The 22,934-nt window shown below is 40.0% G+C and carries 19 protein-coding genes; 10 read left to right on the top strand and 9 right to left on the bottom strand.

Translation table 11 applies throughout. The annotated features are described in order from the left end of the window. The 3 genes from ABI367_RS02235 to ABI367_RS02225 all read right to left on the bottom strand — a co-directional run. The coding region (locus tag ABI367_RS02235) for a zinc dependent phospholipase C family protein (protein WP_462229816.1) at positions 1 to 398 on the bottom strand (398 nt) is incomplete at its 3' end. Positions 399 to 526: 128 nt separating this feature from the next. After that, positions 527 to 1,708: a Gfo/Idh/MocA family protein gene (locus ABI367_RS02230; RefSeq protein WP_462229814.1), complete on the bottom strand. Its 1,182-nt coding sequence runs from the start codon at positions 1,706 to 1,708 to the stop codon at positions 527 to 529. A gap of 87 nt (positions 1,709 to 1,795) precedes the next feature. Beyond that, positions 1,796 to 2,320 (bottom strand): lipocalin family protein, encoded by a 525-nt coding sequence (locus ABI367_RS02225; RefSeq protein ID WP_462229812.1) that lies wholly within the window; start codon positions 2,318 to 2,320, stop codon positions 1,796 to 1,798. A gap of 120 nt (positions 2,321 to 2,440) precedes the next feature. Between ABI367_RS02225 and ABI367_RS02220 the strand changes: the two genes are divergently transcribed. The 3 genes from ABI367_RS02220 (at position 2,441) to ABI367_RS02210 (ending at position 7,424) form a co-directional block, all read left to right on the top strand. Continuing rightward, positions 2,441 to 3,496 carry a glycoside hydrolase family 130 protein gene (locus ABI367_RS02220; protein WP_462229810.1) on the top strand — a complete coding sequence of 352 codons (1,056 nt, stop codon included), beginning with the start codon at positions 2,441 to 2,443 and terminating at the stop codon, positions 3,494 to 3,496. A gap of 348 nt (positions 3,497 to 3,844) precedes the next feature. Continuing rightward, the gene (locus ABI367_RS02215) at positions 3,845 to 6,226 is read left to right on the top strand and encodes a PAS domain-containing sensor histidine kinase (protein ID WP_462229808.1); all 2,382 of its coding nucleotides are present in this window, start codon (positions 3,845 to 3,847) and stop codon (positions 6,224 to 6,226) included. Positions 6,227 to 6,353: 127 nt separating this feature from the next. Continuing rightward, a complete protein-coding gene (locus ABI367_RS02210; protein WP_462229807.1) occupies positions 6,354 to 7,424 on the top strand; it encodes a hypothetical protein in 1,071 nt (356 codons plus the stop codon). 109 nt (positions 7,425 to 7,533) lie between these two features. Here the strand turns inward: ABI367_RS02210 and hemN are convergent, their stop codons facing one another. The 4 genes from hemN to ABI367_RS02190 form a co-directional block, all read right to left on the bottom strand. Next, on the bottom strand, positions 7,534 to 8,895 hold the full coding sequence (hemN, locus tag ABI367_RS02205; protein ID WP_462229805.1) for an oxygen-independent coproporphyrinogen III oxidase: 1,362 nt from the start codon (positions 8,893 to 8,895) through the stop codon (positions 7,534 to 7,536). A 1-nt stretch (position 8,896) separates the two neighbouring features. Further along, positions 8,897 to 9,928 carry a 2-hydroxyacid dehydrogenase gene (locus ABI367_RS02200; RefSeq protein ID WP_462229803.1) on the bottom strand — a complete coding sequence of 344 codons (1,032 nt, stop codon included), beginning with the start codon at positions 9,926 to 9,928 and terminating at the stop codon, positions 8,897 to 8,899. A gap of 79 nt (positions 9,929 to 10,007) precedes the next feature. Next, a complete protein-coding gene (locus ABI367_RS02195) occupies positions 10,008 to 11,057 on the bottom strand; it encodes a response regulator (protein WP_462229801.1) in 1,050 nt (349 codons plus the stop codon). Next, a complete protein-coding gene (locus tag ABI367_RS02190; RefSeq protein WP_462229818.1) occupies positions 11,054 to 12,238 on the bottom strand; it encodes a PAS domain-containing sensor histidine kinase in 1,185 nt (394 codons plus the stop codon). Before ABI367_RS02190 ends, ABI367_RS02195 begins: the two co-directional genes overlap by 4 nt. 206 nt (positions 12,239 to 12,444) lie before the next feature. On the opposite strand from ABI367_RS02190, the gene ABI367_RS02185 reads away from it, so the two are divergent. Both ABI367_RS02185 and ABI367_RS02180 read left to right on the top strand, forming a co-directional pair. Then, positions 12,445 to 13,167 (top strand): LOG family protein, encoded by a 723-nt coding sequence (locus tag ABI367_RS02185; protein ID WP_462229799.1) that lies wholly within the window; start codon positions 12,445 to 12,447, stop codon positions 13,165 to 13,167. 189 nt (positions 13,168 to 13,356) lie between these two features. Next, positions 13,357 to 14,415 carry a hypothetical protein gene (locus tag ABI367_RS02180; RefSeq protein WP_462229797.1) on the top strand — a complete coding sequence of 353 codons (1,059 nt, stop codon included), beginning with the start codon at positions 13,357 to 13,359 and terminating at the stop codon, positions 14,413 to 14,415. A 3-nt stretch (positions 14,416 to 14,418) separates the two neighbouring features. Here the strand turns inward: ABI367_RS02180 and ABI367_RS02175 are convergent, their stop codons facing one another. Next, entirely contained in the window at positions 14,419 to 15,003 is a 585-nt protein-coding gene (locus ABI367_RS02175) for a LuxR C-terminal-related transcriptional regulator (RefSeq protein WP_462229795.1), read from the bottom strand. A 488-nt stretch (positions 15,004 to 15,491) separates the two neighbouring features. Between ABI367_RS02175 and ABI367_RS02170 the strand changes: the two genes are divergently transcribed. From ABI367_RS02170 to ABI367_RS02150, 5 genes are all read left to right on the top strand, one after another. Continuing rightward, positions 15,492 to 15,755 carry a hypothetical protein gene (locus ABI367_RS02170; protein ID WP_462229793.1) on the top strand — a complete coding sequence of 88 codons (264 nt, stop codon included), beginning with the start codon at positions 15,492 to 15,494 and terminating at the stop codon, positions 15,753 to 15,755. A gap of 457 nt (positions 15,756 to 16,212) precedes the next feature. Further along, a complete protein-coding gene (locus tag ABI367_RS02165; protein ID WP_462229791.1) occupies positions 16,213 to 16,536 on the top strand; it encodes a hypothetical protein in 324 nt (107 codons plus the stop codon). 96 nt (positions 16,537 to 16,632) lie between these two features. Next, entirely contained in the window at positions 16,633 to 18,021 is a 1,389-nt protein-coding gene (locus ABI367_RS02160) for a TolC family protein (RefSeq protein WP_462229789.1), read from the top strand. Positions 18,022 to 18,033: 12 nt separating this feature from the next. Continuing rightward, positions 18,034 to 21,267, top strand: coding sequence for an efflux RND transporter permease subunit (locus tag ABI367_RS02155; protein WP_462229787.1), 3,234 nt, complete (start codon positions 18,034 to 18,036; stop codon positions 21,265 to 21,267). A gap of 3 nt (positions 21,268 to 21,270) precedes the next feature. Then, positions 21,271 to 22,350, top strand: a complete 1,080-nt coding sequence (locus ABI367_RS02150) for an efflux RND transporter periplasmic adaptor subunit (RefSeq protein ID WP_462229785.1) — start codon at positions 21,271 to 21,273, stop codon at positions 22,348 to 22,350. Positions 22,351 to 22,439: 89 nt separating this feature from the next. On the opposite strand, the gene ABI367_RS02145 is transcribed toward ABI367_RS02150, so the two are convergent. Further along, a partial coding sequence (locus tag ABI367_RS02145) for a hypothetical protein (RefSeq protein ID WP_462229783.1) occupies positions 22,440 to 22,934 on the bottom strand: 495 nt, incomplete at its 5' end.

The following is a 22,934-nucleotide window of genomic DNA, read 5'->3' as shown; positions in this document are numbered from 1 at the left end:
GTGCCGATAGAATGGCCGTACCTGTCGGCCATGTAATGGCATAATGCACCAAGGGCATAGGCATACTCATTAATGTTTTGCGCTTCGCCAAGCATGTTTTCTACAAAATCGCCGCTGCGTACATAGTGAATCAGATCAGTGAAATAAATGCTGCCGAAGGGAGAATATCCAATATCAGTCATTAAAGTGCCGCCGTAAGCATAGGAGTGCGCTACCTTAAGTTCTTCATCCGTACACCTGGGGAATTTCTTTTTTAGCAGCGGTTTTAATGATTTCTCCCAGCTTGCATCAATTATAGCCTCGTGTGTTAATATGGAATATGCCTTTGATTTTTGTGGTATAAATAATACAAGTACAACTAAGGCAAATAAAAAATTAATTAGCGGCAATGATTTCATTTCGGCAACTATATAGATAAAGGTGTAACTAAAAGGAATAAAGCGCCGAAATGTTTTAAAGTGTGCGAATTACCTTGTTTTAAAAAAAAGAGGATACTTAATTTAAGCACCCTCTTTTATAGCTATTGTCAGGATAGCTTAAGCGGAATAACCTGCGCATTTTTTTGTGCCTTTAGCGCTAACTCGGTAGCCAGAAAACAATGAGCTTGCGTCATAGCGGTTTCTGTACGATTAACAACATCATCAACAAACAATTTACCAAAAGGCAGTTCCAAATTACTGGCATCAAACACCTGCGTGTCTTTTTGGTTGGCCATATAAACATGGTTGCCACCTTTTTGCGGTAATCCTATATCAATATTTTTACGCACCTCAATAAACCCTTCGGTCCCCAATATGGTTAATCGGCCATCGCCCCATGACCCTAAGCCATTGGGCGTAAACCAATCATTACGCACATAACCCATACCGCCGTTGCCGCGTACCACCACATCTGCAAAATCTTCAAACAAGGGGTATGCCGGGTGGTTAACATTACCCACTTCCGAAAACACAACACTTGCTGATGTGCTGCCTGTAAAATATAAAAACTGGTCAAACTGGTGCGAGCCAATATCGCAGATAATGCCGCCGTAGCGTTTTTTATCCCAAAACCAGTCGGGCCGTGTTTTGGGGTTTATTTGGTGCGGCCCCAAACCAATAGTTTGTATAACCTTACCAATAGCGCCGGCATTTACCAACTCGCCGGCTTTTACAGTGCCCTTATTTTCAAAACGCTCGCTGTACATTATGGAATAGATGCGTTTAGTTTCTTTTTGAACCTTGCGCACTTCGGCCAGTTGTTCAAGGGTAATAATGCCGGGCTTATCTACCAAATAATCTTTACCATGACGCATTACTTTTACACCTAACGGCGCGCGCTCATCGGGTATTATCGAACTCATAATAACCTGGATAGTTGGATCCTCCAATACCTTGTTTTCATTATCAACCTGTTTTGCCTGCGGGTATCGCCTGGCAAAAGCCGCGGCCAGGTCAGGTTCTTTGGCGTAAAAAGATACAAACTGCCCGCCGCCGCGTGTTACTGCATCAACCATAGCATTAATATGGCTATGGTTAATACCAATTACGCCAAACTTTATCCGTGGTTCGGCAGGTGTTATAATAGTCTTTTTTTCTTCAACAAAGTTGATCTTTCCGTGCCCGTAATCAGCAAATGCCTCATTAGGTACACCCGGCAATAAAGCCAGGCCGGCAGCAGCAGCCGTCCCTTTAATAAACTTGCGGCGGTTTAACTCCGATGGTTTCATAGTCTCAATATTTAGTTTTTGTAATCGGTTACAGTAAAGCTAAATATTTTGAAGTGAAATAACATTAAACCAAAAAATTTACTAAAATTAATTATTGCAGGTTTGTTCGGTTTTAACAATTTTACGAATATCAAAACCTTTTTCGGCAACTTTTACCAGCAGGTAACGGTAGGTTTGCTCGTCCATAACCGGTTTTCGCGATAATATCCATAAGTAATTGCGGTTAGGGTGCCCCACTACAGCGTACGAATAATCAGGAGCCAGGGCAATTATCCAGTATTTACCACTAAACGGCCAAAAAAATTGTACACTCAATTTGGCATTGGTTATTTTATCTTTCACAACCGCTTTGCCGACAGCGGTTTTTATCTTGCCGTTTTTAAGGCAGGTATTTTTTACTTCAATATTGCCGTTGGGTTTTAAACTGTATTCGGCATAGGTGCAGCTGCAGCCTTTTTCAAAGCTTTGCGGAAAGGCGGCTATCTCGTACCATTTACCCAAGTATTTTTTCAGGTCAACATGACCCACTGTTTCCAGCGGTTGGTGTTGCGCGCTCAAAGCTACGGCAGCAATGCCTACTAAAGCCACTGATGCTAAAAGTTCTTTTTTCATATACATTATACAACCATTTTAAAGGGCAAAAGGTTTAGTCGAATTTGTTTTCAATTACCCTCTAAGTATTAAACAATATCTTGTTAACCACGTTAAATATATGCTACATAAATATAAGTTATGCCTGATATTGCCAAACGCTTTCCTCAAAACCCATTGCTTTCGCCAAAAGATGTTACAGCCAGTACAGAAGGGCTGCATATTGCCTGTTTGCTTAATCCGGGTGTGTTTAGGTTTGATAATAAAATATGGTTGTTGGTAAGGGTAGCCGAGCGACCGCAGCAGGATAAAATAGTGGTGTCGTTCCCGATACTTAATGATAAAGGCGAAACACAAATAATGGAGATACCTTTAAATGATGCCGACCTTATTGCTACCGATGCCCGAGTGGTAAAATATAAAGGAGTTGATTACTTAACCACCCTATCGCACCTGCGCTTGTTTTGCAGCGATGATGGTGTAAAATTTGAAGAGGCTAAGGATTATCCGAAGCTATTTGGTATAGGTATGCTGCAAACCTTTGGCATTGAAGATTGCCGGGTTACACAAATAGACGATAAATATTACCTCACATTTACTGCTGTTTCTCCCAGTGGTGTGGGTGTAGGGTTACGTACCACTACAGATTGGCGAACATTTGAATCGTTCGGAATGATACTGCCACCTCATAATAAGGATTGCGCCGTCTTTACAGAAAAAATAAACGGCATGTATTATGCCATGCACCGCCCCAGCAGTGTTGATTTAGGGGGTAATTATATATGGCTGGCGCAATCGCCTGATGGGGTGCATTGGGGTAATCATCAATGTATAATTAAAACCCGGCCGGGTAACTGGGACAGCGCCAGGGTAGGTGCGGGTGCGGCACCTATAAAAACAGATAAGGGGTGGTTGGCCATTTACCACGGCGCAAATGCCGAACACCAATATTGCTTAGGGGTTTTTTTATTAGCGCTTGATGATCCTTACAAAGTTATTGCCCATGCCCTTGAACCTATTATGATGCCACTTGAAACCTATGAACTGAGTGGTTTTTTTGGTCATGTGGTATTTACTAATGGTCATGTTATAGAGCCCGATGGCGATACTGTAACTATTTATTATGGCGCTGCTGATGAGTTTGTGTGCGGGGCAAAATTCTCCATAAAAGAAATTTTTAGCGTATTAGGTGTTTAACTCACCAATACTGCATATAGTGAACTTTAATTTATGATTACAAACTGCATATATATGTTGGTTATTATGCAATATTTTTGAATTGATAAAATTATTATTAATTTAAGATTTATTTTTGAAATAAAATTAGTCGATGGATAAATGTATATTTAATCAATATATAATTTTCGTTTAAAAAGTAAAGATTTGTGAAGCAACTTTTGATTATTTGAGCAATTTTATAACTTTAATTTATTACACATAGGAGTCTTTATAAACCTAAAATAAGTTATATTAACTAAATTTTAATGAACAAATAAGAAGTATAAATTAATAAAAAATTGAAATTAATTTTTAATTAATAACCCGTTGAAAGTAAAAAAAGCGCCCGATCCAACTGCCATTAATAATATTGATGGCAAATTTTTTAGACTAATTGTTGCCAATATTGAAGATCATGCCATTTTGATGATAGACCCTAATGGGTATATTTTAAGTTGGAACCAAGGGGCGCAGCATATAAAAGGATATACTGAAGAAGAAATAATTGGTAAGCACATTTCTACTTTTTACACGTCACAGGATATTAAAAATAATGTGCCGCGCAATAACTTGAACGAGGCGCTAAAAAAAGGCGTATACCAGGTTGAAGGATGGCGGGTAAAAAAGGATGGCACCTTGTTTTGGGCCGATGTGGTTTTTACTACTATTTATAATGATGAAGGCCATTTAGCGGGATTTGCTAAAGTAACCCGCGATGTTACCGAGCGGAAAAAAAAGGAAGACCAGAAAACGTTGGTAAATGCAGAACTGGAAAGGCGCGTTAAGGAAAATACAGAGAAAATAATTGCCAATGAAACCCGTTTTCGCCAGTTAATTGAAAACAGTTATGATGGTATTTCGCTTATCGATAAGGCGTTTAACGTAATTTATCGTAGTAAGTCATCGCAACGCATAAATGGATGGAGCAATAATGAAGTTGTGACAGCTTCTATTATTGATCTGGCACATCCGGACGATAAGGAGATAATTGAACAAGTTATGTTAGACTTGTTGGATCATCCGGGTACAACAATGATTTCAAACCATCGCAGCAGGCATAGATCGGGCAATTATATATGGCTTGAATGTGTTTTTACCAACATGCTAAATAATGCCAATATAAATGCCATAGTATGCAATTTTAGGGATGTTACTGAAAAGAAAAGGGCCGATGAAGAAATACAAAATAACCATATCAAATTAGTAGAAGCTTCGCAAAAGCAGGAGGCCATATTGAATGCGCTGCCACCCAATGTTGTGCTCATCAATAAAAAAGGTAAAATAATAGCAGTTAATGAATCATGGAAAAAATTTACCTTATTAAATAACCTGGGCATACCCAATTTTGGTATAAGCTATAGTTACCTTGCCATATCAGAGCGGGCAACCGGAGTTGATAAGGTTAATAACAATAAAATAGCCAAGGGTATTAACGATGTTATAAAAGGCACCAAAAAGGAGTTTACATTAGAATATGCTTGTACATCAAATCAAAAAAAAGCCTGGTACCAGGTGGTTATTGCACCTATTGCAGATGGCAGTCAAAGCGGGGCGGTAATTTTACATATTGATATTACCGACAGGAAAAAGGCAGAAGAATTATTGCTGCAATCGGAAGCGAATCTTCGCTCCGTTTTTGAAAATACTGACCTGGCTATTGTACTATTTGATACTGAATTAAAAATAGTTTCTTTTAACACCAACGCCCGCGATCAGGGCTTCGCCAACTTTAATAAAAAATTAAAAGTGGGTGCAAGCGCGTTTAGTTACTTTCCTAAACAAAGAAAGCCAATTATTAAAAAAATGCTTCAACGCGTTTATAATGGCGAAACTGCAGAATACGAAACCTGTTACCTGATTAACGGTGTTGAACAATGGTATGAGGCCCGATGGATAAGTGTTATTAACAACCAACAAGTAATAATAGGCGTAATATTAACCCTGCAAAATATTACAGGGAAAAAACTGGCCGATTTGGAACGTGATAAAATTACAGCAGATCTGGTACAACGCAATAAGGACCTGGAACAGTTTACCTACATCGTATCGCATAACTTAAGGGCACCTGTAGCCAACATAAGGGGCTTATCAAATTTATTAAATGGTTACGAACCCGGCGAAATGGATGCTGCCGAAACTTTGCAGGCACTGTCATACTCGGTAAATAACCTTGATAAGGTAATTATTGACCTTAATAGCATATTACAGATAAGCAAACAGGTAAATGATACCATTGAACCTATATTGTTGACCGAATTAGTAGATGAAGTGCAGTTGGGTATAAGCGAAATGGTGCGCAAAAACAAAGTTGTAATAACCTGCAATTTTGAGGCTATTGATAGGATATATAGTTTAAAAGGCTACATATACAGTATTTTCCAAAACATGGTTATTAATAGTATTAAGTACCGGCGTACGGATATTAGGCCCGAAATAAATATAAGCAGCCAGGTTGAGGGCGATAAGGTTCACATTTTTTTTAAAGACAATGGGAAGGGCATTGATCTGGATAAAAATGCATCGCATTTATTTGGTTTATACAAACGGTTTGATACCAGTGTAGAGGGCAAGGGCATGGGGTTGTTTATGGTTAAACTACAGGCCGAAAGTTTAGGGGGCAATGTAACGGTTAAAAGTAAACTAAATGAAGGTACTGAATTTAGGGTAGAGTTGCCTGTACGAATGAAGGATAGATATGTGAAATCTTAAACTATCTAAGTAGCTAAGGTTCATGGGCGTGCACACCGGTGACATCGATACTTTCATTATTAAAATATGTTCATATATTTAAATGATTATTGTTTGATCAATAAAAGCTTAGGCCTAAATTTATTATATGAACCTCCGTATTAAATTGAATAGTTATACCCTGCTTGTAGTTATTTATCTTTTAGCATTAGTTTTATTCAATTCATGTAAACAAAAACCTAAACAGGAAAGTCCCCCAAAGTCATCAGTAGCAACCCAACAATTTAAAACGACCGCTCAGGAAGACAGTATAAATCTTTTTGCAATCATCAAAGACGCTATAAAAGAAGGTGACACTATAGCTTTCGTTTCTATATCTGACATTGATAAGCTTCCTGGTAATTTAAATTCACCTATCGATTCTGTAAACCGGCTTGTTTTTCCAAGTTTTGAAGGTAAAACAGTGGAAGAAAAACAGCGTGTTACTTTAACAGGACAATTCAGAAAACGGCTTTTAAACAATGCAAAAATCTTAGAAAATGATAGTTTATATGTTTATGATTACGCAGATGATAAATTATTAACTTTTCCTATTAGCTCTTTAGACGCCGTAGCCTATTTGAATACCAATGGTGACGATTCAGAATACACGCACGGGGCAAGCGATTACCAATTTGGCTTTAAATTAAACCATATCGTTTTAAAAAAAATAAATGACGATTATTATAACAAAACCTATGTATATATAGGAGCAAGAAATCCGTTTACGAAAGGGCAGATGCATGCTGTAATATGGCAAACCACGAACAATAAAAACATGCCTTTTGTGGCATTAAAAAAAGAGGAAACAAAGATTTTAAAGGGTCATAAATTAACGGCGACCTATACTTTCAAATTTGAAGATTTAAATTTTTTCCTTCAAGTATATGAATTAAAAAAAGAGCAAGAACCTGCTCATCGGTTGTTGATTTTTAATTCTAAAAATGAGGTTGTTTATAATGCATTATATAATGAAACTGAATATGGAGGTGTATTACCAATTAGTTTAGTTGACAATAAGAATTATAAAAACTATTATGAACAATGGGTAGGACGTTTATTAAAGGATAGACCAACACTTATATTTGGATTTGAAAATAATGACGCTGATTGCGATTTATTATCATACATAGACAGTTCCAAGGGCTATATACGATTGAAATGTGACAATAGATTCTAAATAAATAATTGGTATATGCCCTTCAATGATGCTATTTGAACGCAGCTAGCCCATTTGGGCCAACCGCTTTTTATAACCAGATAAATTTTTTGGAAAAGGGAGTTAACACTTATACAGCCATGCTAAATAGCTGCGTTTCGGGTTTATTTGCCCATAACCTTGCATCAAGCGCCATACATATATTGCGTAAGTAACGCATGCCTGTTGGGGTTACTTTTAATCCCAACGAGTTAAGTTCAATTAACCCGTCGTCAGCTAACTCCTGCAAGCGTTCAATACTATCAAAAACGGCTGCACAAGGTTCTGTATGGTGGTTCCAGGTAGTGGCACCCTTACACATAATATTTAATATATGTTTGCGTATTATCAGGTCCTCGCCAGTTAATATATGGCCCTTAAAAACAGGGAGCTTATTTTCATTGATCAATTTAATATATTCTTCAACTGTTTTAACGTTTTGTGCAAACGCGTAGCAGGCATCGCTTATTGATGATACGCCAAGCCCAATAAGCAACTGGTTTTGAAATGTAGTGTACCCCATAAAGTTTCGATGCAGTTTTCCTGATCGTTGTGCCTTAAACAATTCATCATCCGGCAGGGCAAAATGGTCCATACCAACTTCTTTATAGCCGTAATTTTTTAATAAACTATGGCCAATTTCATACAGTTGGGCTTTGGCTTTTTCATCCGGCAGGTCATTTTCGGTAAAGTGCCGTTGGCCCGGTTTTACCCATGGCACGTGCGCGTAGCTGTAAAAAGCAATACGATCAGGCTTTAATAAATCCACTTTATTTATGGTATCGGCAAGCCCTTGTAGTGTTTGTAGCGGCAAGCCATATATCAGGTCGTAATTTATTGATGTATACCCTATTTGACGAGCTTGCTCGGTTACCTGTTTAACCTGCTCAAAACTTTGTTTCCTGTTAATAATGGTTTGTACCCGGGGGTCAAAATCTTGTATCCCAAAACTAACCCGCCTAAAGCCGAGATCATATAAAGTTTGCAAATGTTCTGCAGTTGTATTGGCCGGATGCCCCTCAAAACCAAATTCGGCTTCTGGGTGAATTTTTGTACCATCAAGCAAACCGGTTATTAATTTTTCCAGATTTTTTGCGCTAAAAAATGTTGGTGTGCCCCCGCCTAAATGTATCTCCCTGATTAGCGGTTGCCCGTACATTATTTGTTTATACTGATGCCATTCCTGTAAAACGGCATCAATATAAGGACCCTCTACACTGTGGTTTTTGGTAATGCGTGTATTGCACCCGCAATAAGTACACAGGTCCTCACAAAATGGAAGGTGTATATACAGGCTTATGCCATCTTTTTCGCTTTCGGCAAAGGCCCATTTCACAGTATTTTGCCAGGCGGTTACATTAAAATTAGCAGTATCCCAATAAGGCATAGTTGGGTAACTGGTGTATCGCGGCACCGGTATGTTATATTTATTTGCAAGTTTTTGCTGATCCATTTTACACCGTTTTAATAGTATTCGGAGTGTTTTCTACACGGCAATTTTTAGTACAGGTGCAGGCATCGCCCACACATTTATTAAGCTGCCATAAATCAAGGTTTTTTATGGTTTGGTTAGCAATTTCCTGTAGAGCTTCTTTAGTTAAGTAAGCCTGATGAGGTGTAATTAAAACATTGGGCTGCTCCATTAACACCTGCAATAAACGGTCTTTATCTTCATCGTTTTCATGATCTTCAAAAAATAAACCTTTTTCAAATTCATATACGTCAAGCCCCAGGTAACCAATTTTACCATAATCTAAGGCTCTTAATACATCCCTGGTATTAATTATTGCTCCTCTTGATGTATTGATAAGCATTACACCATCTTTCATTTGGTTTAACTTATCGGTATCAATAAAGTGCTTTGTTAACAGGGTAAGCGGCAAGTGTATTGATATTATATCGGCAGTGGTTAACAATTCGCTAAGCGATGCAGATTTAACATCAGTATTGTTTTCGGGGAAATAAAGATCATATCCAAGCACATTACACCCCATGCCATGAAATATTTTTGCCGTAGCCAATCCCGTATTACCAAGGCCAATTATGCCAACGGTTTTGCCCGCAAAATTAAAACCTATCAACTCATCATTCCTGAAATCAAAATTATGGCTATGCTTATCGGCTTTTATTATTTGGCGGTCCAAAGCCAGGGCCATAGCTACCGCATGCTCGGCAATTGCCTGCGGCGAATATGAAGGCACGTTGGCTATTTTTATTCCATATTTTGTTGCGGCTTCTTTATCTATATGATCAACCCCTACAGACCGTGTAGCAATAAATTTAATACCCATATCCGCCAGCTTTTCTATTACCGGTGCAGATACATCATCGTTAGTAAAAACAACTATCGCGTCCTTTCCCTCAGCATATGATACAGTACTCATGTTTAAGGCATTTGATATCAGAGTGATATCATGCTTCTTTTGGTTGGCTTTCGCCAAAAATTCCTTCTCAAAGGGCTTTATACTATAAGCAACTACTTTCATTAGCCATATATTTTCATCAAAACTATGGCTAATGCTGCGTTTAGCGGATGAGGACGGTCAGCAAGAATAATGACTTTCGTCAGTTTTTCATCTTAGCCAGGCGGGCTAAATCTAAAATAGTAATGATGCTTCCCTTTTTGTCAATCAAATTTTCGTCTTTAAAGTCAGAGAGTGTTCGGCTTACGGTTTCGGTAGCTATGCCTGCCATTGCGGCCAGGTCTTCGCGGCTTATTTTAAAGCTTTCATTATTTTGTTGTCGTTGTAAACGTAAAAGTGCTTCGGCCATGCGTTTACGTACCGAGTGGTAGGCCAGTTGCAATAACTGTTCTTCTTTTTCACGGATATCATTGGCCAATATCTTAATAAACTCCCTCGATATTTCAGGATATTGACTAAGCAAAGGCTCAATTTGATCCTTTGGGATAAGACACACCAAACTATCTTCTAAAGCGGTGGCGGTGTCTGAATAAACCTCATTGGATAGTATAGCCTGTACACCCAGATAGTTATCGTTTGTGTAAATACCGGTCATCAATTCGCGCCCATCTTCGGCCAATTTTATGGTTTTTACATTGCCGTTAATAAGCAAATAAATATTATTGCCCTTATCGCCTTCATAATAAATAACCTGGTTTTTTTTAAACTGCCTGCTTTTGCGTTCGCTTATAATTTTTTTCAATTCGCCAAGGCCATCATTTTTTGATATCAGGTTTGCTATACGGTCTAGCGATTTACTATAAAAATTTTCCTGGAGGTCTTTTTTCTTTAACCGGCTTTCAATAGCATTTAAAAGCTCCATATCGTCAAACGGCTTGGTTAAATAATCGTCGGCACCCATTTCCATGGCTTTGCGCAAGTCAACACGCTCGGCTTTGGCCGTTAAAAATATAAATGGTATAGCGTTGGTTTCTGTATTTTTATTAAGCAGGTATAATACGCCGTAGCCATCAAGCTCTGGCATCATAATATCACATAAAATAATATCCGGTTTATTATTAATAGCCAAATCAACTCCCTTTTTTCCGTTATCAGCTGCAAATACCTGATAGCCAGCCAATTCAAGAATTTCGACCACATTCTCCCGAATGTCATTATTATCTTCAATAATTAATACTTTTTTGTTTATCATATCGGAAATGTAATTGTGAATAATGTGCCATGATTAACATTGCTTTTAAAATCTATTTTACCATTCATCAAATCAGTGTAGCGGGCCACAATATTTAAACCCAGGCCTGTACCCGGTATGTTACCGGTGTTATGCGCTCTAAAAAAAGCTTCAAATAAATGTTTTTGGTCAGTTTCGGGAATACCGATGCCGTTATCCTTTATCATTACAATGCAGTTGCGGTCATTTATCTCGGTGTTAAATTCAATAAAAGTATTCTCGCCCGAATATTTAATGGCGTTAGCTATAAGGTTGATAGCGCAATTTTTTAAAAGGTTTTGATCCAATTTAACCACACTGCTGGTGCCGGTATGCTGATAGATAATATTTTGATTTTGTTTGGCTATCATCTGCATTTCTTCTGTTATTTCTTCTGATAGCTTTACCAGGTCAAATTCATTAAAAACAGGCTCTACCTTGCCGGCTTCCAGTTTTTCGAGCGATAGGAAGTCATTAAGTATGGTGGTTAAGTTGCCTACCGCATTTTTTATTTTAGCAACATGCTTTTTTATATTGGGGTTATCATAGGGCAAGGCATATTTATCAACCAATGATGCTGATAACTGTATGGCGCTTAAAGGTGTCCTGAATTCGTGCGAGGCCATTGATACAAAACGGCTTTTTAACTGGCCCAATTCCTTCTCTTTAACTAACGATTGGCTAACTTCTTCTTTGGCTAATTGTAACGCTGCAACGGTATGCTGTAATGAATGGGTACGCTGCTCTACCAGTTCCTCCAAATGTGCTGCATATTCTTTAAGAGCTTCTTCGGCTTCTTTTTCCCTGCTTAGATCATGTATAAAGCCGGTAAAAATTTTCCTGCCTGAATATTGAACATCGCTTACAGCTAACCTGAACGGAAAGCGTGTGCCATCTTTTCGTAACCCTACAACCTCACGGCCAATGCCTATAATATGTGGTTCGTGGGTGCGCTGGTAGCGGTTAATATACTCGTCGTGCTGTTCCCTGTCGGGAGAGGGCATTAGCATGGATACGTTATTGCCGATAACTTCTTCGGGTGGATATAAAAACAACTTACAAGCTGCCGGATTAATAGTTTCAATCATCCCTCTATCATCAATGGTAATAATACCATCAATAGCATTTTGAACGATAGCTTTTAACAGGGCAGCATTTTCCATAATCATAGCAGCAATTTTTATATTGCAAATAAAGATAACGCTTCATTCAGAAAACATGGAGCATTTCATTGATAAAAATGATATTGATCACTTTTTTTATAAAATTTATATGTTGAAATTTCATTTTTATCAATGATGTCCGTCATTTTTTCGGCATTATATTAAATCGACTTTTACAGCAAAAAAATCTAACACCAAACCACAACATGGCAAACGAATCGGATATTCAATTTTTAGAAGGACCGCGGTCACGGTTCAAAGAGTTAAAGTTTGCCTTTGCAACTATGGTTGATTTAATAAAAGGTTTGCGCGGCTTGCATTTTATAGGGCCGTGTATTACGGTGTTCGGATCAGCCAGGTTTAAGGAAGATCATCCATATTACGAATTAACCCGTAAATCTTCGGCGGCTTTTGCCAAATTGGGTTTTACCATACTAACGGGCGGCGGGCCCGGACTAATGGAGGCCGCCAACCGCGGTGCCAAAGATGTTGGTGGGCGCTCGGTTGGGTGTAACATACAGCTCCCGATTGAACAAAAGCCTAACCCTTATCTGGACAAATGGGTTTATATGCAGCACTTTTTTTTACGCAAGGTATTACTGGTTAAATATTCTTTTGCTTTTGTGGTGATGCCTGGTGGGTTTGGAACCCTGGACGAATATTTTGAGGCCCTAACGTTGAAGCAAACACACAAGATCAGCGATTTTCCAATCATCATATTTGGCAAAGAATATCACCAGGAATTAATTAACCATATTAAGGTGATGCAGCAGGACGGTACCATAGGTGCCGATGACAGTAACCTATATTTGGTTACGGACGATATAGATGAAGCTGTACAGCTTATAGTTGAAAAAAGCATCAAAAAATACGGGTTAAAACCACAAAATAAATTTAAACCTTTTGGCTGGCTGTTTGAAAAATGGTAACATCATGAAGATTAGTTCATAGGTATTACCGTATGCAGAGCCTTATCTTTGCGAATTGTTTAACAAGCAACAGTATTCCTGATAGTACATCCAAAATTTATTTTTACTTTCTATTAAACTACACATTATCAATAATTTCCTTTATTTTTATATTGTAATTTTTAAATCAACCTTTCACTTCATTATCACATGGGTATTATCAATGGACAAGCTGTACTTAAACAGTTAAAAGCCGACCTGATCGGCAAAGATTCCTATCGCGGCGTAACATTGACGTATACATGGCTGGCTAACCAGTTCGGGCATATTTCGTTGGGTTTTATCCCAACTATTTTACTCTACCTTATACTTTTTCATTACCGGGTTACGCACCATGCGGCTTTTTATTCGGCGCTGGGCATCTCTGTTACCTGGCTATTGTTTGAAACCTATAACTTTTTGGGCCCGTTATTATTACAAAAACATTCCAAATCCAAGGTACTCTTCGTTCCGGATAAAGCCTATACTTTCCAGCCGGATTGGAAAAATATCGCGTTTGACACCATTACAGACCTGTCTTTTTTTTGGTTCGGCGCGGTTTCAGCAAGTTTGCTTTGCGGCTACGCGCCGGGTCGTATGATCATACTACTCGTGATAGTTGTGGCACTGATCTATCCTTGCCGCTATTGGTACCTCACCAAAATGTACTTGCAGGTGCCTCAGTATCCTTATCAGTTCAGGCTGGCTCAATGGGATCATAACCTCGATGACGCGGACAGGGCAACGATAAAACAATTTATAGACGGCGACGAAAATTTTCACCTGTTCCTATTCGGGGCCAGACGCTGCGGCAAAACCAGCCTGGGTGTGGGCATAGCTACCGAATTGTCGATTAAACACCAATCTGCAATTTATACCACCGCTATGAAATTAGCACCTAATTTTTTTGAATCGGACCAGGAACTGCTACAGGATAATGCCAACCTATGGACATGGCGGGATTGCGGAGTTTTGGTGATAGACGATATCAATCCCGGAGACCCCGTTAAGCCCGACCCGGTTAGCCCGACGGTGTTTCAACAATATATAGACACTTTTGTTCCCGAAAATACCGCCAACCGGCAAGCGTTGGCTAAATTAAAAACCATTTGGGTAATGGGGAGCGAGGACCCTGAAAAAACCATTTTAGTGCAATGGGAAACAATGCTGCATAACATCGGTGTTTTGCCAGACAAGATCATTAGTATCAACCTGGCCGCGGGTGGGTAATGCCTAAGGTAGGATATGATTTTTATGGGCGAAGCTTACCAAATGAGTAAGGCTTTTAACACCGAACCGGGTATAAAGTGGGATGATCCTTTTTTCGATAGCGGATTGAGAAACGTTATAATGATGCGCAATTTCTTTAAGCGAATAGCCTTTAGCCGCCAGAGCAACTGCTTCCTTCTCCTTACTTGAAATAGCATAATGTTGAAAAAGCTGTTTATTCAATTCTTCTTCAAATTCAGATTTTTCAGGGCCATACGCTGCGTAGCGCATAATATTACCCAGATTGATGCTTCTATTGATCTGGTTTCTTCCGATTATTTCTGTAACTCGCCCATTTTCTGAACGGAACACGGCAACGCGCACAATCAATGGCACATCATGTCCTGCCTTATGTGTTTTTTTTATTTCGATGGTGAAGCTATATTTTTCGAGGTCCTCCGTTTTTCCTAAAATAAATTTTAGTGCCTTATCATTCAGTTCATTGGAGAACGGCGCATACTCGGGCGAGGTAATATTTACGATCGTCAGCATGTTGATCTCGTCGTCACGATAGCCTAAAATATCCTCCCAGCCGTCAGCATATATCATCCGATTCTCCTTAAAAGAATAAATATAAATAGCCTCTTCAGGGAATCGTTGAATGGTTTCCTTATAGAACTGAGCCTCTTTGGTACGAAGATCAGTCGGTATGTCCGTGATCCTTGATTTGGAATATTCTCCGGCTTTTGACATGACAAGGTTATTTTTTTTATAACAAATATAAAAAAATAACCAAACCTGCGAATTTTCGCAGTTGACTGCACTTTTCTATAATGATACTTTTACACGAAGCATTTAATAAGTAATATACTAAATAAGAGACGACCTTCCTTTACCTTATCATAAACAATGAAAAAAATCACAATTACAGTAGTATTTAACCAATGGTGGCGTGTTACGTCAATTTCATTCCAACAAGCTATAAGGAATGGGAACCCATCGGAAACTCGTCGCGGGACTACAATTTAGACCGCGACGATTACATCATTATTTATAATACGGTTGCCGTTGATACTTAAACATTTAAGTTATAAACAATGAAAAAAATCACAATTACAGCAGTATTTAACCACTGGGGCCACGGTTATATCGATATTGTGCCTGCAGGTTATAGAGAATGGGAAGCCAATGAAAGTTCGTCGCGGGAGTACAATTTAGCCTCTGACGATTACACCATTGTTTATAACACGGTCACCGGCGGGGGCGGCTCCGTCATCGTTACGGACGAAACTGGCGCTACAATTGGTATTAACGAGCTTGCACAAGGGATGGACCAGGGTAATTTCAGATTAAGCATTTAATGCGCCGAATCATGAAAAAAATTTCCCTATTGTTATTTTCGTTGGGCTTTAAAAGGAAGCGCCTGGGCCCATTAAGGAGAACCAGTGAAAAAAATGACCTTGATCTATTTATTTAACAGCATCAAAACTTAGGCTATAACTGCCCACATGGACATCGGTCACTAGTCCCTCAAACACGGCTATGTATTTGCGGGGTTTATCAGAGCTATAAAGCGAAACATTGGCCTTACTCCAATAATTAGTTTGTTTTTAATGCCATCTATTAGCTTATACTAAAAAATTAAAAATACTGTTATAGAGGATAATTAGGCTAATAACTGTTGTTTGTAACAATATTTACCTATTGTATGATTTTTTTTGGTTGTGAATAAAAAAACAAATTATTTTGCAGTAATATTGTGCTATTGAATTTATGCAGGCACTAAAAAACAGGTTACTCCTATTTCTTACGGTTATTATGCTTGTTGCAAAACCGTTTGCAGGTTTTAGCCTGTTTTGCCACACTTCATCCGGACGAGAATCAAACATCCTCATAAAAGCCTTCTCTAAACGCAAACTGGAACATAATGAGGATAGCGAATTTAATATGCTCGCCATACAACACCGCCTTACTAATCCGGCTGTTGGGCTTTCTCTCCTTTTTTCTTTTTTGCTGGATATGTTTTTTCCGGTAATTATTAGCTCATTAAAATCAATTACTAATAAGACTTTAGCCAGCATACGGTTAAGTCTTTTCCTGCCAGAGCATGGTTACCTGCTTACCGGCCAACTGCTTATTTGACCCTTTATTAATACCTGCCACCTGCAGTTATAATATGTTTTGGTTTACGCGTTAACCCATTCTTAATATTCATTTAAATTTTTTTATAATACTAACATGTTTTATCGTAAAAGATACGTGGGCCTGGTGTTGTTGCTTTTTGTAACTATAAACACCTATGCCCAGCAAACTAAACCTCCTGTTACACTTAAAACCCTGCTAGAAAGGGTTAATCAAAATGCCCCGGCACTAATAGCCGATTCGGCAGCTGTGGCAATTAAACAAGCCCAGGCCACCGAGGTGCAAAACAGCTGGCTGCCTAATTTAAAACTTAATTACCAAGCCGATATGGGTACCAATAATAATACTGCCGGGCCTTACTTTGGTTTTGGTGTTGTACCATCAAACTCGCGCGGGGTGCGTACAACAAGCAATACATCCACAGTTTTAACCAGCCTGGGTATAGCCGCATTGGATTGGGAGATATACAATTTTGGTGCTTACGCCGCGCAAAATAAAGTAGCTAACACTGATATTGCTGTTCAGCAAAACCAATTTTTGCAAACAAAATATAGTTTGGATGCATTTACAATTGGTAACTACCTGCAATTATTGCGCCTGCAGGATTATTTGCTGATACAATCGCGCAATATTGAGCGTAACCAGCAAATAACCCAATCTATACAATCATTAGCAAAAAGTGGTGTAAGGCCGGGCGTTGATACCAGTATTGCCGAGGCCGAACTATCAAAGTCGCGGCTAATTTATATCGAACTGGATAATCAGCTTAAACAAACCCAGTTGCAATTAGCTTCGGTAAGTGGGTTGCCCTATCAAAATATTGTCCCCGATACGCTTGCAGAAACGCGCCTCATAGCACAAACCAATCTACCCGGATTGGGGATTGATACGGCTAATCATCCAATTATTAATTATTATAAATCAGTTGTTGAGGATAGCCGCCAACGAGAGATATTGGTTAAAAAGCAATACAACCCAAAGATATTATTAGAAGCAGCTACCTGGGGCCGCGGTTCAAGTATTGATGCAAACGATAAGTTTAACAGCCTTAACACCGGTTGGGGACTTGACAGAACCAATTACCTGGTGGGCGTAGGTATATCCTATAACCTTTTTGATCTGCGCCGAAGGCAACTAAAATTGCATACCCAACAAACCGTAACGCAATACGCGCAAAAAAACCTTGACGAAGAAAGATCATCGCTCGCCTTGGGTGTTAGCCAAGCCGATGTTGAACTGAATACCGCTAAACAACGCCTGGCCGAAATACCTAACCAGTTACGGGCAGCCAACGCGGGTTACCGGCAAAAGCTTTCTTTATACAGAAGCGGCTTAACGGATATCATCGAGCTAAATGCCGCGCTGAATATCTTATACCGTGCCGAAACAGATTACGCACAGGCAAGGTTCTCGTACGCAAGTGCTTTGTTCCAAAAGGCGGTTACAGGCAACCAGGTTAGTTCAATTTTAAACCTCTTAAATTAATTTACAATGTCAATGGTCACCTCCGCACTAAAGCGGCCCATAACCGTGGTAGTTATTACCATGAGTTTAATGATCTTCGCCGTACTTAGCGCCATTAATATCCCGATAGATATTTTTCCGCAGTTAAACCTGCCCACCATCTATGTAATTGAATCATACGGCGGTATGTCGCCCCAGCAAATGGAGGGCTTCTTCAGCACACGTTTACAAGATCAGTTTTTGTATGTAAATGGTATAAAAAACATCTCCACCAAAAATATACAGGGCTTAACCATGCTCAAAATCAGCTTTTACGAAAGCACCGACATGGCCGAAGCACAGGCACAGGTAGCCTTACAGGTTAACCGGGCCATGAAATTTTTTCCGCCCGGCGCTTTACCGCCGCAGGTAGTTAGGTATGATGCATCGTCATTACCCGTTGGCCAACTGGTAATGTCTGCCCCGGGCCGGAGTTTAAAGGAAATATATGATTTAGCGGCAACTCGCATCAGGCCAATGTTTGCTTCGGTGCCCGGACTTTCGGCACCGCCACCGTTTGGCGCAAATTCGCGGACAATAACCGTAAGCGCCGATCCTGCCAAATTGCGTAGTTATGATTTAACACCTGACGAGGTGGTAGAGGCGCTGGCAAAATTTAATGCCATGTCGCCGTCTGGTAACTTGCGCATAGATAATACCATGTTTACTACCACCGTAAATTCATTGGTACAAAAATCGGAAGAGTTTGGCGATATCCCTATCAAAACCAAAAATGGTGTTTCGGTACTGGTTAAGGATGTTGCCCGCGTGGCGGATGCTTCGGATATTACCGTAGATTATGCTTTAATAAACGGGAAAAGGTCGGTTTATATACCAGTTGTAAAAACGGCCACTGCTTCTACCTGGTCTGTAGTACAGGGCCTTAAAAGTAAACTGCCCGAAATGCAGAGTTTACTGCCTGATGATATCAAAGTATCCTACGAGTTTGACCAATCCATATTTGTGGTTAACGCTGTAAAAAGCTTAATTACCGAAGGCGGGTTAGGTGCCTTACTTACAGGTTTGATGGTGCTGCTGTTCCTGCGCGATTTGCGCAGCAGCTTAATTGTGGTTATTACCATCCCTGTTTCTATTTTGCTGGGGGTAATGTTGTTAGGCATGTTTGGCCAAACCATCAATATCATGACCTTAAGCGGACTTGCCCTGGCTATTGGTATTTTGGTTGACCAGGCAACGGTTACCATAGAAAATATACACCAGCACTTGGAGATGGGTAAATCAAAACAGCTGGCTATTTATGATGCCTGCGAAGAGATCTCTTTCCCCCTGTTGCTTATACTGCTTTGTATACTGGCGGTGTTTGCCCCGTCGTTCCTGATGAACGGTGTGCCTAAAGCGATGTTCCTGCCGTTATCCATGTCTATTGGTTTAACCATGATAGTATCTTACATTTTGGCACAAACACTAGTGCCAATATTAAGTAACTGGATGATAAAGGCCGAACGTTACCAGCATTACCATCATGGCCAAATACATGCCCATGCGGGCGAAGCGCTTAACAGGGCAGGAGAAATACAGGTAAATAAACATTTACGGGAAGAGCAGAAGCACCCTGAAAAAAACGATTTTTTTGAACGGGTTAAAATGTGGTTTATGCAGGTTATTACCGGTTGGATGCCAAGCAAAAAAATAATTGTACCGGTGTACCTGGTTTTAACAATTGTTTTAGCCGGAGTTGGCTTTATGATTATAGGTAAAGACATGATGCCTAAGCTTAACAATGGCCAGTTTCTTATACGTATTAAAGCTCCTGACGGTACAAGGCTGGAGCGTACCGAAGATAAATTTAAGCAGGTATTAAGCATAATTGATAAAACGGTTGATCATCATATCGAGATCAGCTCGGGTTATGTGGGTATTGTACCGAGCAGTTATGGCAGTAGCAACTTATACATTTTTAATACAGGTACCCACGAAGCTGTGTTACAGGTTAAACTGGATGAGAATTATAAAGTTAACATGGACGAGCTTAAAGATGCATTGCGCAAAAACATTGCCCATGAAATGCCCGACCTGCGTATAACATTTGAGCCTATTGACATGACCGAAAAGATAATGAGCCAGGGTGCCGCCACCCCAATAGAGTTACGCGTTGCCGGAAAAGATATGGACCAAATTGAAAATTACGCCAATAGGGCCGTTGCCAAATTAAAGCAGATACCTTACCTGCGCGATGTGCAAATTGTACAGCCATTAAAAATTCCAGTGATAGCTATAACGCTTGACCGCGAAAAAATATCGCAATTTGGATTGAATGTTACCGATATTGCCCGCTCAGTTACGGCAAGCACGTCGTCAAGCCGGTTTACCGAAAAGAACCAATGGCTGGACGAAGACAAGCAGTATACCTACCAGGTACAGGTGCAAATACCCGAGTATACCATGAACACCATGGATGAGTTAAAGGAGATACCGCTATTAAAAGGGCAAAGCACCCCAACATTGGCTGATGTAGCCAGTTTTAAAACCACTTATGCCCCCGGTGAATATGACCGAACCGGCCCGCGGCGGTTTTTAACAGTAAGTGCCAATATTTATAAAATGGATCTTGGCACTGCTACCACTGATGTGCAAAAGGTTATAACGCAGTTAGGTACACCACCAAAAGGCCTGGTTGCCGAACTTAAAGGGATGACCAGCCTGTTAACCGACACCATGAACAGCCTGCAAACCGGTTTAGGGTTTGCGGTATTGGTGATATTTTTATTATTGGCGGCCAATTATCAATCGTTCAAACTTTCGTTAACGGTATTGTCAACTGTACCGGCCGTTATATTAGGTTCGCTTACGGCATTATTAATTACTGGATCTACGCTTAATTTGCAATCGTACATGGGTATGATCATGTCTACCGGTGTGTCAGTAGCCAATGCCATCCTGATTGTAACCAACGGCGAAAAATTGCGGTTAGAATTCAAGGATGCTACAAAAGCTTCTATCACCAGCGCGTCTATCCGTTTACGTCCTATTTTAATGACCAGTTTTGCGATGATGGCGGGCATGGTGCCCATGGCATCAGGTATGGGCGAGGCCGGTGAACAAACCGCCCCGTTGGGCAGGGCAGTAATAGGTGGTTTATTTGCATCTACACTTGCAGCGTTATTTATACTGCCAATGGTATTTGCCTGGATACAAGATAAAACTACCTACCAATCGCCATCTTTAATGCCCGAAACAACAAATCCTGTTCAACCTTCAACTCTATAAAACATGAAAACAAAATTTTTAATATCAGGTGCTGTGGTTTGCTTTTTTGCAGCCTGTTCAGGTAACCAAAAACCGGTTGACCTGACCGAAACAAAAACAGCCGCAACAAAAAAATACGAAATAAGTACGATAACTGAAAAAGCGTTATCCAGCTATGCCCGTTTGCCGGGTGTGCTAAACCCATTCAATGAGGTAAATCTGTTTCCAAAAGTAAATGGCTTTGTTAAAGAGATCTATGTTGACCGTGGTTCGCAGGTAAAAAAAGGACAGCTGCTAATCACGCTTGAAGCGCCCGAAATGGAATCGCAGTTACAGGCTGCCAATTCGCGCTACCTCCAAGCGCAGGAGACCGCTAACGCCAGCAAGGAAAAATATAACCGCTTAAAACAGGCGGCAGCAGAGCCCGGCTCGGTATCGCCGCTTGATCTGGATAACGCCCTTTCGCGTATGAAATCTGATGTAGCTATTGCCAATTCAGAGAAATCAAATGTAGATGCAGTGCGTACCATGCAAGGGTATCTTAAAATTTATGCCCCATTTGATGGTATGATCACACAGCGAAATGTATCGCCGGGCGCGTTGGTAGCTCCGGGTAAGGCTACCGACCAGCCTATGCTGGTGTTGCAGGACATTAACAAACTGCGTTTAGAGGTTGCTATACCCGAAAATTACGTAGATAAAGTTGATTTAAAACAGCCGGTAACATTTACATTAAATGCATTACCCGGCGTTGAGCGCACAGCTAAAATAAGCCGTAGTGCAAATGCATTGGGCAACATGCGGTCAGAAGCTATTGAAATAGACGTACTTAATAAAGATGGCCAATTAAAGCCCGGCATGTATGGCGAGGTTAAAATACCTATGCTTTCGGGTGCAAAATCATTACTGGTACCTAATACCGCTATTGTCCGCTCAACCGAAAGAAAATACATAGTTGCGGTAAGAGACGGGAAAGCCACATTAGTTGATATAAAAGAAGGGCTGGTAAACAATAATTACACCGAAGTATTTGGCGACTTAAAAGCACAAGATCAAATTGTTGTTAAACCAACTGATGAAATTAAAGAAGGGGATAAAATTTAAGCCTATCCGCTACAGTTAGCCTGACCGGCAGATAAACAAACAAAGCTCTTTATATAAGGGCTTTGTTTGTTTATTTATTGTTTAAACTACTAATTCCTTTTTACAGTTGTAGTTGTTTGTGTGGCTGATGCTGTAACCGGGTGCCTTTTATACGTTGTTTTGTGATAAACAGGTTTGGTTCTGGTAGTATGCACAACGTGCGAGGTGCTTGTTGTAGTTTTTGTAACATGTGTTGTAGTTACCGGCATACGTTTAGCTTCGGTAGTTGTAGTAACTGTTGTGGTAGCCGGTACCGGAGTAGGAGCAGGATCATGGACCACAACTACTGTTGGACGTGGTTGCGGTTGCGGAGCAGCTACAGGTGCTTTACCTGATACAGCACCATCAACAGAACCTGTGATGGCTCCCGGTGTACCTTTACCCTCCATTCTGATTTTGGTTACCTGGCGTCCGTGAGCCCCAATTTTTACTTTTTTCTTTATTTCGATCTTGTTCTTTGTAGTGTCGCCAGATTGTGCGTGCACTGATTGCATAGCTAAAACCGTTCCGGCCATTGCTAATAATAAACAAATTTTTTTCATAGT

This window comes from Mucilaginibacter sp. (assembly GCF_039935595.1).
Lineage (GTDB): Bacteria > Bacteroidota > Bacteroidia > Sphingobacteriales > Sphingobacteriaceae > Mucilaginibacter.
Note: the sequence above shows the minus strand (reverse complement) of the source record. Positions and strands in the feature narration are given on the sequence as shown.

What these genes read in the sequence shown, in the direction of transcription:
- ABI367_RS02230 (WP_462229814.1), bottom strand. Translation starts at nt 1,708, where the DNA reads ATGAAACCATCGGAGTTAAACCGCCGCAAGTTTATTAAAGGGACGGCT.
- ABI367_RS02225 (WP_462229812.1), bottom strand. Translation starts at nt 2,320, where the DNA reads ATGAAAAAAGAACTTTTAGCATCAGTGGCTTTAGTAGGCATTGCTGCC.
- ABI367_RS02220 (WP_462229810.1), top strand. Translation starts at nt 2,441, where the DNA reads ATGCCTGATATTGCCAAACGCTTTCCTCAAAACCCATTGCTTTCGCCA.
- ABI367_RS02210 (WP_462229807.1), top strand. Translation starts at nt 6,354, where the DNA reads ATGAACCTCCGTATTAAATTGAATAGTTATACCCTGCTTGTAGTTATT.
- hemN (WP_462229805.1), bottom strand. Translation starts at nt 8,895, where the DNA reads ATGGATCAGCAAAAACTTGCAAATAAATATAACATACCGGTGCCGCGA.
- ABI367_RS02200 (WP_462229803.1), bottom strand. Translation starts at nt 9,928, where the DNA reads ATGAAAGTAGTTGCTTATAGTATAAAGCCCTTTGAGAAGGAATTTTTG.
- ABI367_RS02195 (WP_462229801.1), bottom strand. Translation starts at nt 11,057, where the DNA reads ATGATAAACAAAAAAGTATTAATTATTGAAGATAATAATGACATTCGG.
- ABI367_RS02190 (WP_462229818.1), bottom strand. Translation starts at nt 12,238, where the DNA reads ATGGAAAATGCTGCCCTGTTAAAAGCTATCGTTCAAAATGCTATTGAT.
- ABI367_RS02185 (WP_462229799.1), top strand. Translation starts at nt 12,445, where the DNA reads ATGGCAAACGAATCGGATATTCAATTTTTAGAAGGACCGCGGTCACGG.
- ABI367_RS02180 (WP_462229797.1), top strand. Translation starts at nt 13,357, where the DNA reads ATGGGTATTATCAATGGACAAGCTGTACTTAAACAGTTAAAAGCCGAC.
- ABI367_RS02175 (WP_462229795.1), bottom strand. Translation starts at nt 15,003, where the DNA reads ATGATATATGCTGACGGCTGGGAGGATATTTTAGGCTATCGTGACGAC.
- ABI367_RS02170 (WP_462229793.1), top strand. Translation starts at nt 15,492, where the DNA reads ATGAAAAAAATCACAATTACAGCAGTATTTAACCACTGGGGCCACGGT.
- ABI367_RS02165 (WP_462229791.1), top strand. Translation starts at nt 16,213, where the DNA reads ATGCTTGTTGCAAAACCGTTTGCAGGTTTTAGCCTGTTTTGCCACACT.
- ABI367_RS02160 (WP_462229789.1), top strand. Translation starts at nt 16,633, where the DNA reads ATGTTTTATCGTAAAAGATACGTGGGCCTGGTGTTGTTGCTTTTTGTA.
- ABI367_RS02155 (WP_462229787.1), top strand. Translation starts at nt 18,034, where the DNA reads ATGGTCACCTCCGCACTAAAGCGGCCCATAACCGTGGTAGTTATTACC.
- ABI367_RS02150 (WP_462229785.1), top strand. Translation starts at nt 21,271, where the DNA reads ATGAAAACAAAATTTTTAATATCAGGTGCTGTGGTTTGCTTTTTTGCA.